This is a genomic window from Kutzneria sp. NPDC052558, from assembly GCF_044547355.1.
Classification (GTDB): Bacteria; Actinomycetota; Actinomycetes; order Mycobacteriales; family Pseudonocardiaceae; genus Kutzneria.
On sequence record NZ_JBIUAG010000022.1, the window covers coordinates 53419 to 65613 of the forward strand.

The 12195-nt window shown below is 70.1% G+C and carries 14 protein-coding genes; 7 read left to right on the forward strand and 7 right to left on the reverse strand.

Annotation, left to right across the window (positions count from 1 at the left end):
- Positions 1-54 precede the first annotated feature (54 nt).
- The 5 genes from ACIG5F_RS32625 to ACIG5F_RS32645 form a co-directional block, all read right to left on the reverse strand.
- Positions 55-1041 carry a zinc-dependent alcohol dehydrogenase family protein gene (locus ACIG5F_RS32625; RefSeq protein ID WP_396523767.1) on the reverse strand — a complete coding sequence of 329 codons (987 nt, stop codon included), beginning with the start codon at positions 1039-1041 and terminating at the stop codon, positions 55-57.
- Entirely contained in the window at positions 1038-1865 is an 828-nt protein-coding gene (locus tag ACIG5F_RS32630; protein ID WP_396523768.1) for a carbohydrate ABC transporter permease, read from the reverse strand. The genes ACIG5F_RS32625 and ACIG5F_RS32630 overlap by 4 nt, the downstream gene beginning before the upstream one ends.
- Positions 1862-2812 (reverse strand): carbohydrate ABC transporter permease, encoded by a 951-nt coding sequence (locus tag ACIG5F_RS32635; protein ID WP_396523769.1) that lies wholly within the window; start codon positions 2810-2812, stop codon positions 1862-1864. The genes ACIG5F_RS32630 and ACIG5F_RS32635 overlap by 4 nt, the downstream gene beginning before the upstream one ends.
- 1 nt (position 2813) lies before the next feature.
- On the reverse strand, positions 2814-4178 hold the full coding sequence (locus tag ACIG5F_RS32640; protein ID WP_396523770.1) for an ABC transporter substrate-binding protein: 1365 nt from the start codon (positions 4176-4178) through the stop codon (positions 2814-2816).
- A gap of 82 nt (positions 4179-4260) precedes the next feature.
- Positions 4261-5022 (reverse strand): DeoR/GlpR family DNA-binding transcription regulator, encoded by a 762-nt coding sequence (locus ACIG5F_RS32645; RefSeq protein WP_396523771.1) that lies wholly within the window; start codon positions 5020-5022, stop codon positions 4261-4263.
- A gap of 246 nt (positions 5023-5268) precedes the next feature.
- Here ACIG5F_RS32645 and ACIG5F_RS32650 point away from each other — a divergent pair, with 246 nt between their 5' ends.
- The 4 genes from ACIG5F_RS32650 (at position 5269) to ACIG5F_RS32665 (ending at position 9134) form a co-directional block, all read left to right on the forward strand.
- Positions 5269-6387 carry a glycoside hydrolase family 3 N-terminal domain-containing protein gene (locus ACIG5F_RS32650; protein WP_396523772.1) on the forward strand — a complete coding sequence of 373 codons (1119 nt, stop codon included), beginning with the start codon at positions 5269-5271 and terminating at the stop codon, positions 6385-6387.
- A 273-nt stretch (positions 6388-6660) separates the two neighbouring features.
- Positions 6661-7239 (forward strand): RNA polymerase sigma factor, encoded by a 579-nt coding sequence (locus ACIG5F_RS32655; RefSeq protein WP_396523773.1) that lies wholly within the window; start codon positions 6661-6663, stop codon positions 7237-7239.
- Positions 7232-8467: a hypothetical protein gene (locus ACIG5F_RS32660; protein WP_396523774.1), complete on the forward strand. Its 1236-nt coding sequence runs from the start codon at positions 7232-7234 to the stop codon at positions 8465-8467. Before ACIG5F_RS32655 ends, ACIG5F_RS32660 begins: the two co-directional genes overlap by 8 nt.
- A 10-nt stretch (positions 8468-8477) precedes the next feature.
- Positions 8478-9134 (forward strand): histidine phosphatase family protein, encoded by a 657-nt coding sequence (locus ACIG5F_RS32665; RefSeq protein ID WP_396523775.1) that lies wholly within the window; start codon positions 8478-8480, stop codon positions 9132-9134.
- On the opposite strand, the gene ACIG5F_RS32670 is transcribed toward ACIG5F_RS32665, so the two are convergent.
- Positions 9120-9503 carry a Na-translocating system protein MpsC family protein gene (locus ACIG5F_RS32670; RefSeq protein WP_396523776.1) on the reverse strand — a complete coding sequence of 128 codons (384 nt, stop codon included), beginning with the start codon at positions 9501-9503 and terminating at the stop codon, positions 9120-9122. The two genes, ACIG5F_RS32665 and ACIG5F_RS32670, sit on opposite strands and share 15 nt — an antisense overlap.
- Positions 9504-9712: 209 nt before the next feature.
- Here ACIG5F_RS32670 and ACIG5F_RS32675 point away from each other — a divergent pair, with 209 nt between their 5' ends.
- Entirely contained in the window at positions 9713-10231 is a 519-nt protein-coding gene (locus ACIG5F_RS32675) for a cysteine dioxygenase (protein WP_396523777.1), read from the forward strand.
- On the forward strand, positions 10228-10629 hold the full coding sequence (locus ACIG5F_RS32680) for a rhodanese-like domain-containing protein (RefSeq protein WP_396523778.1): 402 nt from the start codon (positions 10228-10230) through the stop codon (positions 10627-10629). Before ACIG5F_RS32675 ends, ACIG5F_RS32680 begins: the two co-directional genes overlap by 4 nt.
- Here the strand turns inward: ACIG5F_RS32680 and ACIG5F_RS32685 are convergent.
- Complete coding sequence (locus tag ACIG5F_RS32685) at positions 10626-11375, reverse strand: DUF1684 domain-containing protein (protein ID WP_396523779.1); 750 nt, start codon at positions 11373-11375, stop codon at positions 10626-10628. The two genes, ACIG5F_RS32680 and ACIG5F_RS32685, sit on opposite strands and share 4 nt — an antisense overlap.
- Positions 11376-11574: 199 nt before the next feature.
- Between ACIG5F_RS32685 and ACIG5F_RS32690 the strand changes: the two genes are divergently transcribed.
- Positions 11575-12072: a winged helix-turn-helix domain-containing protein gene (locus ACIG5F_RS32690; protein ID WP_396523780.1), complete on the forward strand. Its 498-nt coding sequence runs from the start codon at positions 11575-11577 to the stop codon at positions 12070-12072.
- Positions 12073-12195 lie beyond the last annotated feature (123 nt).

The window sequence follows — 12195 nt, forward strand, 5'->3', positions numbered from 1 at the left end:
GAAGGTGACCGGTGTGCGCTCGAGCTGGGGGTCTCGGGCGCACACCGGCCAGGACTACGGGAGGACCTGGATCTTGCGGCCCTTGCCGGCCTTGAACTGCTCCAGGGCGGCGGCGTAGTCGTCGAGGGGGAGACGGTCGCTGATGAAGACCTCGGGGTCCAGGACGCCGGCGGCGAAGAGGTCGGCGGCGCGCTCGTAGCTGTGCAGCACGGCCATCGAGCCGGTGATGGTGATCTCCTGGTTGTAGATCTTGTACGGGTCGATCTCCACCCTGGCGGCGTAGTCGGCCACGCCGAACTGGAGGAAGGTGCCGCCCTTGGCCACCCGGGACAGGCCGTCCTGGATGGCGCGGGCGTTGCCGGTGGCGTCGATGACGACGTCCCAGCCGGCCCGGTCGAGTTCGTCGGCGCTGGTGGCGACGGCGGTGCAGCCGAGCTGGCGGGCGGTGGCCAGGCGTTCCTCGTTGAGGTCGACGACCTCGATGCTGGCGGCCCCGGTGAGCTTGCCGAGCTCCAGCATCATCAGGCCCATGGTCCCGGAGCCGTAGATCAGCACGGACGAGGCGAGCTGCGAGCGCAGCACGTCGTAGCCGCGCACGGCGCAGGACAGGGGCTCGATGAGGGCGGCGTCCTCGGTGCGCACGTGCTCGGGCAGCTTGACGCAGTTGGCCACGGGGGCGACGGCGAACTCGGCGGCGCCACCGGCGGTGGACACGCCGATGCCGCCCCAGCGCTCGCACAGATTGTTGCGCCCGGACCGGCAGTACCGGCACTCGAAGCAGTACAGCGACGGGTCCACGGCCACCCGGTCGCCGACCGCCACCTCGGTGACGTCCGAGCCGATCTCGGCCACCACGCCGGCGAACTCGTGACCGGGGATCACGGGCAGCGTCGGCGCGAACTCGCCCTGGAGGATGTGCAGGTCGGTGCCGCACAGCCCGCAGGCCGACACGTCCACCACGACCTGGCGTCGCCCGGGCGTGGGATCGTCCACAGTGGTCACTTCGACCTGGCCGACCCCGCTGATGACGGCTGCCTTCACTTCACGGCTCCCAACGACAGGCCCTGGACCAACTTGTCCTGGGCGGCGAACCCCGCGGCGAGCACCGGCAACGAGATCACCGTCGCCGCCGCGCACACCTTGGCCAGGAACAGCCCCTGGCTGGTGACAAAACTGGTGAGGAACACCGGCGCGGTGCCCGCGACCACGCCGGTCAGCACCCGGGCGAACAGCAGCTCGTTCCAGCTGAAGATGAAGCAGATCAACGAGGTCGCGGCGATGCCGGGCATGGCCACCGGGGCCACCACCCGCCGCAGCGTGGTGATCAGCCCGGCCCCGTCCAGCGCGGCGGCCTCCAGCATCTCCACCGGCACCTCGGCCAGGAACGACCGCATCAGCCACACCGCGATCGGCAGGTTCATCGAGGTGTAGAGGATGGTCAGGAACGAGATGTTGTCCAGCAGCCCGGAGAACTGGGCGAACAGGTAGATCGGCAGCGTGCCGGCCACCACCGGCAGCATCTTGGTGGACAGGAAGAAGAACAGCACGTCCGACCACTTGCGCACGGGCTTGATCGACAGCGCGTAGGCGGCGGGAATGGCCAGCAGCAGCACCAGGACCGTGGACCCGATGCTGGCGCTGGCCGAGTTGATCAGCGGCGGCCACGGGCTGACCCCGCTGTTGGCGCCGAAGAACTCCTCGTAGCCGGACAGGGTGAGCGGCGCGAGCAGCGACGGCGGGTTGGTGGCGGCGTCGGACTCGCTGTGGAACGAGGTCAGCACCATCCACAGCACCGGCAGCGCGAACAGGATCCCGGCCAGCCAGGCGAAAACGCCCCACGGCCGCCACACCTTGCGCGGGCTCATGACCTCACCTCGTTGCGCAGCAGGGAAGACACCACGCGCAGGGCGAAGGTGGCGATGATGATCGAGGCGATCACCACGATCACGCCGGCCGCCGACGCCTGCCCGTAGTCGTGGGCCTGGAAGAAGGTCTGGTAGATGGTGTAGGGCAGGTTGGCCGTGCCCAGGCCGCCGGAGGTGATCGTGAACACCGCGTCGAAGTTCTGCACGATGTAGATCGACCCGAGCAGCCCGCCCAGCTCCAGGTACTGCCGCAGGTGCGGCAGAGTGAGGTAGCGGAAGACCTGCCACGGCGTGGCGCCGTCCATGCGGGCGGCCTCGATGGCGTCACCGGGACGGCTTTGCAGGCCCGCCAACAGGATCAGCATCATGAACGGGGTCCACTGCCACACCAGCGCGGCCTCGACGGAGATCAGCGGCATGGACGAGATCCAGTCCGGCTGCGGCGGGGTGGCCCCGCCGAACAGGCCCCAGATCCAGGTCAGCGCGCCGTTGAGCAGACCGTACTCGGGGTTGTAGAGCACGTGCTTCCACAGCAGCGCGGCGGCCACCGGCACCACCAGGAACGGCGCGATCAGCAGCGTGCGCACGAATCCCCGGCCGCGGAACTTCTGGTCCAGCAGCAGCGCGAGGCCCAGCCCCAGCAGCAGGCTGACGATCACGACGGCAACCGTGAGGATCACCGTGGTCACCACCGACGAGCGCAGCGCGCTGTCGGTGGCCACCGCGATGTAGTTGCCCAGGCCGGCGAACCCGCGATTGGTGGGATCCAGCGCGTTCCAGCGCAGGAACGAGATGATCAGGGTCACCACGAACGGCAGCTGGGTGATGATGATCGTGAACACCAGCGCCGGCAGCAGCGGGGCCCGGCGGGCCCACTCGGCGGCCCGCTTGGGGCCGGAGCGGACGGGGTTCACCAGCGGTCGGTCGACCAGGGCCTGGGTCGCCATCTCACTTGCCCTGGTACTTGGTCGCGACCTTCTCGGCCAGCGCCTGGGCCGCGGTCAGCGCGGCGTCCACCGTGGTCGATCCGGCGATGGCCGAGCTGATCTGCTGCGACACCTGGGTGCCCAGGTCGGTGAACTCGGGGATGTCGACGAACTGGATGCCCAGCGTCGGCCGCGGCTGCACGCCCGGGTTCTTCGGGTCGGCGGTGCTGATCGCGTCCTTGGTCTGCTCGGCGAACGCGCCGGCGGTCTTGACGTAGTCCGGGTTCTCGTAGGTCGACGCGCGCTTGCCGGCCGGCACCCGGGACCAGCCCAGCTGGGACCCGACCAGGTTCTCGTAGCCCTTGCTGGACGCCCACGAGATGAACTTCCAGGCGTTGTCCTGCTTCTTGGACGCCTTCTGCACGCCCCACGCCCACGTGTAGAGCCAGCCCGAGGACTTGGTCTTGACCACCGGGGCCGGCGCGTAGCCGAGCTTGCCGGCGACCGGGGAATCCTTGCCCTCCAACGAACCGGCGGCCGAGGTGGCGTCGTACCACATGGCGACCTTGCCCTGCTCCAGGTTGTTCAGGCACTCGGTGAAACCGGCCTGCGGCGCGCCGGACTCACCGTGGGCCCGGACCAGGTCCACGTAGAACTGGGTGGCCTGCTTGAACTCCGGGCTGGTCAGCTGGGCCTGCCAGTCCTTGGTGAACCAGGTGCCGCCGAAGGTGTTGACCACGGTGTCGAGCGGGGCCATCACCTCGCCCCACCCGGGCTGGCCGCGCAGGCAGATGCCCTTCATGCCGGGCTGCGCGCCGTCGACCTGGGCGGCAAGGTCGGCGACCTGCTGCCACGTCGGGTCGGCCGGCATGGTCAGTCCCTTGGCTTCGAAGACATCCTTGCGGTACATCAGGAACGAGGACTCGCCGTAGAACGGCTCGCCGTAGACCTTGCCGTCGTCGGCGGTGAGCGAGACCCGCATCGGCTCCAGGATGTCGCCCTGGTCGAAGGCGGTGTCCTTGCTGATGTAGTCGTCCAGCGGCGCGAGCCAGCCGTTCTTGGCGTAGAAGGGAATCTCGTAGTTGCTGATGGTGGCCACGTCGTACTGGCCGGCCTGGCTGGAGAAGTCCTGGCTGATCTTGTCGCGGACGTCGTTCTCCGGTAACACCGTGAAGTTCACCGTGATGCCGGTCTGCTTGGTGAAGTTGTCCGCGGTCAGCTTCTGCAGGTCGACCATCTGCGGGTTGTTCACCATCAACACGTTGATGGAGTTCGAGCCGCCCGCGCCGCTGCCGCCGCCCGCGCCGGCACACGCGGTCAGGGAGGCCGCCACCACCACCGCACCGATCGCCGCACCAGCCACACGGCGTGCTCCGATTCGCGCCATCCGAGACATCTCCTCGTTGTTCCTCGTATCACCTGGGCACTTCGGACAGCCCCCATATCCCGGTGGCGCGCACCGGGAGCCTTCAGACCCGGACGACCTTGGGCCCCAGCACCGCGAACCGCTGACTGTCCGCTGTGGACAGTCCGGTGTCGGTGACGATGGCCTCGAAGTCCGCGACGTCGGCGAACCGGCTGAAGCTGGACACGCCGAATTTCGTGTGCACGCCGACAAAAACGCGCCGACGGGACACGGCGACCGCTTTGGCCTTGACCGCGCCGACCGCCGGGTCGGGCGTGGTCAGGCCGTGCTCACGGGAAATCCCGTTGGCCCCAAGGTAGGCGAGATCGATCACCATCTCGCCCAGCATGCGCAGCACCCAGTGATCAACGGTCGCCAAAGTGTGCCCGCGCAGCCGCCCGCCCAGCAGCAGCACGGTGACGCTGGGCGTGCCGGACAGGGCCGCGGCCGCCGGCAGCGAGGCCGTGATGACGGTCAGCGGCCGGTCGGTCGGCAGCGCTTCGGCCACCAGCTGCGGCGTGAAGCCCTCGTCCACGAACACGGTCTCGGCGTCGCCGAGCCGGTCGGCGGCGGCCCGGGCGATGCGCCGCTTCTCCGGCAGGTGCGAGGTCGCGCGGTAGGCGATGCCCGTCTCGTAGCCGGCCGTCTCCACCGGGACCGCGCCGCCGTGGGTGCGGCGCACCAGGCCGTGCTGGTCGAGCAGTTTCAGGTCGCGGCGGACGGTCTCCGGCGCGACGTCCAGCTCGGACGCCACGTCGCCGACGTCCACCCGGCCGTTGGCCCGGGCGCGGGCCAGGATCCGGCGCTGACGCTCGTCGGCCTGCATCGGTTCCCTCCCCACAACGTCGTTGTTGACTCGGGCACTGCCACGCCCGTTCGGGCAGGAACTAGGTGTAACACCCCGGCAACACTGTGGCCAGCGCCACAGCGGGTGTTCGATTGCCCGATTTTTGCCCGTTCGAGTGACGCTCACCTGCGGTCCCGGGCGGGTCCGCGCCGTGTCCTGCCCGTTTCCCGGCGTGACCGTGCCCGATCGCCGGTGGATTTCCCCCGATGCGGTTAACTGGAGGGCATGGGCAGCATCTCGGACGTGGTCCGCTGGGCCGTGGTGGTCACGATGGCCGGGCCGCTGGCCCTGGTCGGCACGCCGGCGCCGCTGGCGACCAACAGCTCCCTCCCGCCGGGGCTGACCACCGACCAGCTCGCCGGGCAGCGCGTCATCTACTCCTACCCGGGCGCGACGCCGCCGCAGAGCCTGCTGGACCGGATCAGCCAGGGCCGGGTCGGCGGCGTGATCTTCTTCGGAGAGAACATCCAGTCCGCGGCCCAGATCAAGGGCGCGGTCGACAAGCTGCGGCAGGCCGCCGCACAGAGCCCCGTGCACCAGCCGCTGCTGCTGATGACCGACCAGGAGGGCGGGCTGGTCCGCCGGCTGCCCGGCGCGCCCACCCTGTCGGAGAAGCAGATCGGGCAGGCCGCCGACGCCCAGCAGCAGGCCGCCAACGCCGGCACCGGGGCTGGGCAGAACCTGGCCAGCGTGGACATGAACTTCAACCTCGCGCCGGTGCTGGACGTCTACCGCACGCCCGGCGACTTCGACGACTCAGCGCAGCGCTCCTACAGCACCGACCCGGCCAAGGTGAACACCCTGGGCGCGGCCTTCGTCACCGCCCAGCAGCAGACCGGCGTCGCCGCCACCGTGAAGCACTTCCCCGGGCTCGGCTCGGCCACCACCAAGCAGAACACCGACGAGCAGCCGGTGACCCTGACCGCCTCGGCCGACACGCTGCGCTCCGTGGACGAGGCCGCCTACCCGGCCTCGCTGGCCGCCGGGGCCAAGTCGGTGATGCTGTCGTGGGCGATCTACTCCGCGCTCGACCCGAAACTGCCGGCCGGCCTGTCCCCCACGATCATCAACCAGGAGCTGCGGGGCCGGCTCGGCTTCAAGGGCGTGACCATCACCGACGCCCTGGAGGCCGGCGCGTTGCAGGCGTTCGGCACCACCGGCCAGCGGGCCGTCACCGCCGCCGGCGCCGGCATGGACCTCATCCTGTGCTCGGGCCGTGACGTCAGCCAGGGCGACCAGGCCGCCGCCGCCATCTCGGCCGCCGTCACCAGCAACCAGCTCGACCACAGCGCCTTCGACGCCTCCGTCGAGCGGGTCCTGGACATGCGCGGCACCCTGCACTGAGCTTTTGGCGCGCGTTCCGCGCGCGGCTCGGCCCCCGGGTAGCCGATGCTGTGCTTGTGCCGCGCGTTCCGCGCGGGGCTCGGCCCCCGGGTAGCCGATGCCTCGCCCTTGCCGGATTTCGCCCGCCGCATCGGCTCGGGTGGGTGGTCGCGTCGGGTGGCGGCGGACGAAATCCGGCGTGCGGGCGAAACATCGGCGGGGCCTCGCGTTCTCCTGCGTCGGCGATCCCGAAAGATTCCTGCAACAACGGGTCGGCTTCGACCACATAGGGGGGTGGAGACACTGGCCGACCCGGAGTCGGCACCTGACGCACGGCTGTGGGAGGCGATCGCGCGGGACGACCACGCGGCGTTCACCGCGCTGTTCGAACGCCATGCCCAGGCCGTCTGGAACTACGTCTACCGGCTGACCGGCTCGTGGTCGTCGGCCGAGGACGTGCTGTCCACGACGTTCATGACGGCGTGGCGGCGGCGGGCCGACGTGGTGCTGATCCGGGACAGCGCCCTGCCCTGGCTGTTCACGGTGGCGGCCAACCTGGTGCGCAACGACCACCGGCGGCGCAGCCGGTTCCTGCGGCTCGTGCCCAAGCTGGCGGTGGCCGACGAGGCCCGCGACCACGCGGAGGAGCTGGCCGAGCGGGATCACACCCAGCAGCGCCTGGCCCGGGTGCTGGCGGCCGTGGACCGGCTGCCGGCGTCCGAGCGCGAGGCGGTGCAGCTGTGCATGGTGGGCCGGATGAGCACGGCCGACGCCGCCCAGCTGCTCGGCATCACCGAGGTCAGTGTCCGTTCCCGCCTGTCCAGGGCTCGCACCCACTTGCGTGGCATGACCGAGGAGAGCTTCGATGAGTGACCCGTTCGACCTCCCCGAGCGGGACCTGCCCGACCACATCCGGCAGGCGGCCTTCCGCCGGATCATGACCGAGATCGGCGACGTGCGCCCGCGCCACCGGACCGGACTGGCCCCGCTGCTGATCGCCGCGTCGGTGATCGCCGTGGTGGCCGGGGCGATGGTCGTGACCAGCACACTGAACACCAAGGACAGCAAGCCCCTCACCGCCTCCCCGGCCAGCCCGCACCCGACGACGTCGACCGCCGCCGGCGGCGAGAACGGCTACTACTTCTACGGCGCGCAGCGCAGCTGGGGCACCGGCCAGCAGATGGACCGCTGCTCCTCCGCCGGCCAGCAGATCGGGATCACCTGGTCCCCGCTGCTCCAGGTCAACCGCAACGGCCTGACCGCGCTGCTCTACCGGGTCGGCACCGACATCGTCTTCTGCGAGCTGACCAAGGAGACGGTGACGGTCAAGGCGCAGTCCTATCCGGACCCGCCGGTCGGGCAGCAGCCGGCCACGCTGCTGTTCATGACCCAGGCCGGCACCTACGCCGGCGTGACCGCGCCGGGCGTGAGCAACCTGGTGGTCCAGTCGGGCAGCAATCCCCTGGCCGGCGAGCCGGCGGCGATCGGCGACGGCGTCTTCATCCTGCCCAACAGCGATCCGCCGACCGACCAGATCAAGCTGCGGGGCTTCACCACTCCCGACTACACCGTGCCGAAGTCGGACGTGCCGTCGGTGCTGTCGCCGACCACGGTGGCCAACGACCCGAAGGCCGACCGCACCTCGGCCACCGGACAGCGGGTCGGGACCTGCGTGACCAAAACCCAACGACCGCTGCCCGACACCGACTACTGGCAGCCGGCGGCATTCCTCCAGATCGACGACTCGAACTGGGTGCAGCTGGCCACGCTGAACGACGCGCTCCTGGTGTGTGTGCGCAGCGCGGACCAGTACGAGGTCAACGGCGTGGTGTGGGACTCCGGCGCCGCGATCAGCTCAGGCGGGCGCACCAAGATCGGTAGCTACTCGGCCGGCACCGGCTCCGTGTTCGTCGGCCTCGTCACCGTGCCGAACGCGAAGACGGTCGCCATCGACCCGCCGGGCGCGCCCCAGATCACCGGGACCGTCGAGAAGGGCACCGTCATCGTGTACTACCCGGTGCAGAAGGGTCCGATCAGCGGCAGCTCGATGGGGGTCATGGACGCCGCCGGGAACGTGATCGACCATCTCGTGATGGGTTAACGTCGGCACTGTGACCACCGAGTACCGGCAGTTCCGGTTCCAGCGCCCGCCCGGCTCCACCGAACTGGTCCTGGTCCGGCACGGCGAGTCGGCGCCGGCTCGGTTCGACCGGCCCTATCCCTACCGGGACGGGCACGGCGATCCGGAGCTGGCGCCGCAGGGCCGTGAGCAGGCGCGGCGGCTGGCCGACCGGTTCCAGCACGAGCACTTCGACGCGATCTACGTGACGACGCTGCGACGCACCGCCGAGACGGCCGCGCCGCTGGCCGAGAGGCTGGGCATCGTGCCACTGGTCGAGCCCGACCTGCGGGAAGTGCATCTCGGCGAGTGGGAAGGCGGCCTGCTGCGCAAGCACGTCGCCGAGGGCCATCCGCTGGTCGCGGAGCACCACGCCCAGCAACGCTGGGAGGTGATCCCGGGCGCTGAGACGAACGAGAGCCTGCGCAAGCGGGTCGTCGCCGGCGTTCGCCGGATCGCCGACGCCCACCCCGACCAACGGGTCATGGTGGTGGCCCACGGCGGCGCGATCGGGCAGGTGCTGGCCCACGCGACCGGCTCGACGCCGTTCGCGTTCAACAGCTCGGACAACGCCTCGGTGTCGGTGCTGGTGGTGGCCGGCGAAACGTGGACCCTGCGCGGCTACAACGACGTCTCACACCTGGTCTGACGGCTGCGCGTCGAAGTCGCCGAGGTCGGAGAAGACGAACACGCGCACGGCGTAGCCGGTGGTGGGGTGCACCTGGGCCAGGTACGCCGACACCGGGCTGCCGATGATGTCCTCGACGGCGTCGAGGAATTCCTGCTTGGTGGCCTCGTGCAACGCCTCGTGGTGGCGGAGCACGGCGTCGGAGTAGCCGCGCTCGTGCAGCACGACGTCGGCGACGGTGAGGCTGTCGATGGACAGCACCACCAGGCTGATCGGATCGTCGTCGCTGACCGAGACCTTCACGTTGCGGGGGCCTCGGCCGTAGAAGGATCGCTCCAGGCTCGTGACCTTTTCGGCGACCGCGTTGCGCTGGGCCCTGGTGATGCGCACCGGTGGCTTTCCTCTCGCCGGCTACGGGGGTTACCCTCGGCCTGATCACAACAACATAGTGGTTTCCGAGCCGTGCCGCAGCGAAACAGCTGTTCCGAGGCGGTGTGGCCCGGGCGAGATAGCTCCCGCGCTGGCGCGGCTCGAAGGTCCGGCAGCACCGGGCAGGCGGGCGGTGACACCGCGGGACGCCGAGCGAAAGGGCTTGTCTCGTGGCCGTTCAGACCAGTCCCGCCGTGCTGCGGGACCTTGTCGCCGACTTTGTCGCCCGCCGCGACGAGTGGTCGGCGCACGTCCGCTTCGATCTCACGCAGCGGTACTTCCAACGCCTCCACCTCGATGAGGACGTCGAGGTCTGGCTCATCTGCTGGGATCTCGGGCAGGACACGCTGCTGCACGACCACGGGGGCAGCGTCGGCGCCTTCGCGGTGGCCAGCGGTCAGCTGATCGAGGATCACGGCGACACCGAGCAGCTCGGGCTGCGGACCCGCCGGCACCGGGCCGGGGACGCCGTCGGCTTCGGGCGGACCTACCTGCACAACCTGGTCAATGTCGGCACCGAGCCGGCCGTCTCCATTCACGCCTATTCGCCGCCGCTGACGGCGATGAACTTCTACTGCTGGCTGCCGTCGGGCATTCACCACCTGCGCGAAGTGCCCTGCGACACACCGGAACCGGACACCACGGCGCTGGAGGCCACCGCCGCGCAGCTGCGCGAGGCTGCCGTATGAGCGACGTGATCAGCGGGCTGGTGGAACGGGCCCGCGAGCACATCACCCGGCACAGCCCGGCGGAAGCGGCCGAGGCGATGCGCAACGGCGCGGTGCTGGTCGACCTGCGGCCGACCGAGTACCGCTGGCGGTTCGGCGAGATCCCCGGGGCCATCGCCGTGTCCCGGCACGTGCTGGAGTGGCGGATGGACCTGACCAGTCCGCACCGCATCAAGGAACTCCGGGCCGGCGACTACGACCAGGAGATCATCCTGATCTGCAACGAGGGCTACACCTCCAGCCTCGCCGCCTACCAGCTGCGGACCCAGCTGGGCCTGCGCAACGTCAACGACGTGGCCGGCGGATTCGCGGCGTGGCGGGACACGGGCCACCCGATCGTCCGCCGGCTGGTCGACTAGCGGAATCGACGCTCCCCGGCGGTGACGGGCACGGTGACCTCGTTGCCGGCCGGGGGTTTCGGGCAGGTGCCGTACTCCGTGAACGCGGACGGGAAGTTCCTGGCCCGGTTGAAGTCCAGCGTCACCCGGCCGTCGGCCGGCGGCGGGGCGTCGAGCTGCCGCCACGGCGCGGTGGTGTCGTCGTTGGTGGGGTCGTGGAACACCAGGCTGATCGTGTCGTCACCGCCGGTCGCGATCAGCCGCTGTTCCCGGCCGCCCACCGTGAACCGCAGTTCGCCGACCTCGATCAGCACTTCGCGGATGCCCGGCTGGGCGGTGTCGACCTCCAGCCGCCGGGCCGGGCGGCGCGGCGTGAACTCCGCCTGCACCAACCATTGCGGCGAGTAGTCGAACACCGAGGGACCGTCATACGCCCGCAGCGCCGGGCCTTGCGGGTCCCGTAGCCGGATGCCGGGGCGGCCGTCGCGGATCAGCGTCTCGACCCGCAGCCGCCCGTGGGTGACGAACTCCGCCGCGTCGCCCTTGGCCTCACGGACGCCGTCGAACGGTTGGCCCTCCCGGGAAAGTCCGTCGGACACCGAGGCTTTCACCCGGATGACGCCCGACTCGGCGCTCCACTCCCCCGGCACGTCCGCGAACCGCCGCGGCGTCTCGTCCAACCAGTGCAGCCCGACCAGGCTCAACCACCCGTACGGCTCCTTGAGGTCCCGTCCGCGCCGGTCCAGCCACTCCTGCCATCCGCTCATGTTCGGTATGACACCGCGAAACGTCGCATGCGTCCACATCTTGGAGCGCCGTTGACAGTGACCCTGCGCACTGGTCCGATGACCTCATGGATCTGACCAGGCGCCTGCACGTGGACCTCGCCCGCGTGACCGCGCAGGGCTGTGCGGACTCGCCGGAGTAGCCGACCCTATCCATCACACCCCTTTGCGAGGACCAGCCATGCCGTATCAGCTCTCCGCCCCGCCGTCGATCGCCACCAGCCAGGCCGCCGAGGTCACGGTGGTCGTTCGGGTCAGTACGAACAACGACCAGGCCCCGGCGGTCGCCGCCCGGGTCCTGGACGCCGTGCGCACCGCCGTGAACCTGCCCGGCACCACGCTCACGGTGTCGGTGCCGCAGGCCCGCACCGCGGAATCGGGCGAGTTACGCATCCTGCCGTTGGCCCGCCGGGTTTTCCACCGGGACGGCCCGGTCGAGCTGACCAGGATGGAGTTCGACCTGTTGCTGCACCTGGCCCGCCGCCCCGGCCAGGTGCACCTGCGGACCAGCCTGCTGACCGACCTGTGGGGCCTGCCCGACGGGGTCGAGACCAGGACCCTGGACGTGCACGTCCGCCGGCTGCGCCGCAAGCTCGGGCCGGCCGCCGAACTCATCACTACCGTCCGTGGCGTGGGCTATCGCATGGACGGGGCCGAACGGGTGATCATCGAGGATTGATCCGCCCGATTTGTCGGGCTAGAACCTCAAATGTTCCTCAAGTTTCCCCAGAAAGTCTGATCGTAACGTCAGTGGCGGTTCCATAAGCGCCATCAATACGCCATGCTCCCCGAACCCGAACGG

Excerpts from the sequence above, each read along its gene's own strand:
- ACIG5F_RS32630 (WP_396523768.1), bottom strand. The coding sequence starts at position 1,865 with ATGAGCCCGCGCAAGGTGTGGCGGCCGTGGGGCGTTTTCGCCTGGCTG.
- ACIG5F_RS32635 (WP_396523769.1), bottom strand. The coding sequence starts at position 2,812 with ATGGCGACCCAGGCCCTGGTCGACCGACCGCTGGTGAACCCCGTCCGC.
- ACIG5F_RS32640 (WP_396523770.1), bottom strand. The coding sequence starts at position 4,178 with ATGGCGCGAATCGGAGCACGCCGTGTGGCTGGTGCGGCGATCGGTGCG.
- ACIG5F_RS32645 (WP_396523771.1), bottom strand. The coding sequence starts at position 5,022 with ATGCAGGCCGACGAGCGTCAGCGCCGGATCCTGGCCCGCGCCCGGGCC.
- ACIG5F_RS32650 (WP_396523772.1), top strand. The coding sequence starts at position 5,269 with ATGGGCAGCATCTCGGACGTGGTCCGCTGGGCCGTGGTGGTCACGATG.
- ACIG5F_RS32660 (WP_396523774.1), top strand. The coding sequence starts at position 7,232 with ATGAGTGACCCGTTCGACCTCCCCGAGCGGGACCTGCCCGACCACATC.
- ACIG5F_RS32680 (WP_396523778.1), top strand. The coding sequence starts at position 10,228 with ATGAGCGACGTGATCAGCGGGCTGGTGGAACGGGCCCGCGAGCACATC.
- ACIG5F_RS32685 (WP_396523779.1), bottom strand. The coding sequence starts at position 11,375 with ATGAGCGGATGGCAGGAGTGGCTGGACCGGCGCGGACGGGACCTCAAG.
- ACIG5F_RS32690 (WP_396523780.1), top strand. The coding sequence starts at position 11,575 with ATGCCGTATCAGCTCTCCGCCCCGCCGTCGATCGCCACCAGCCAGGCC.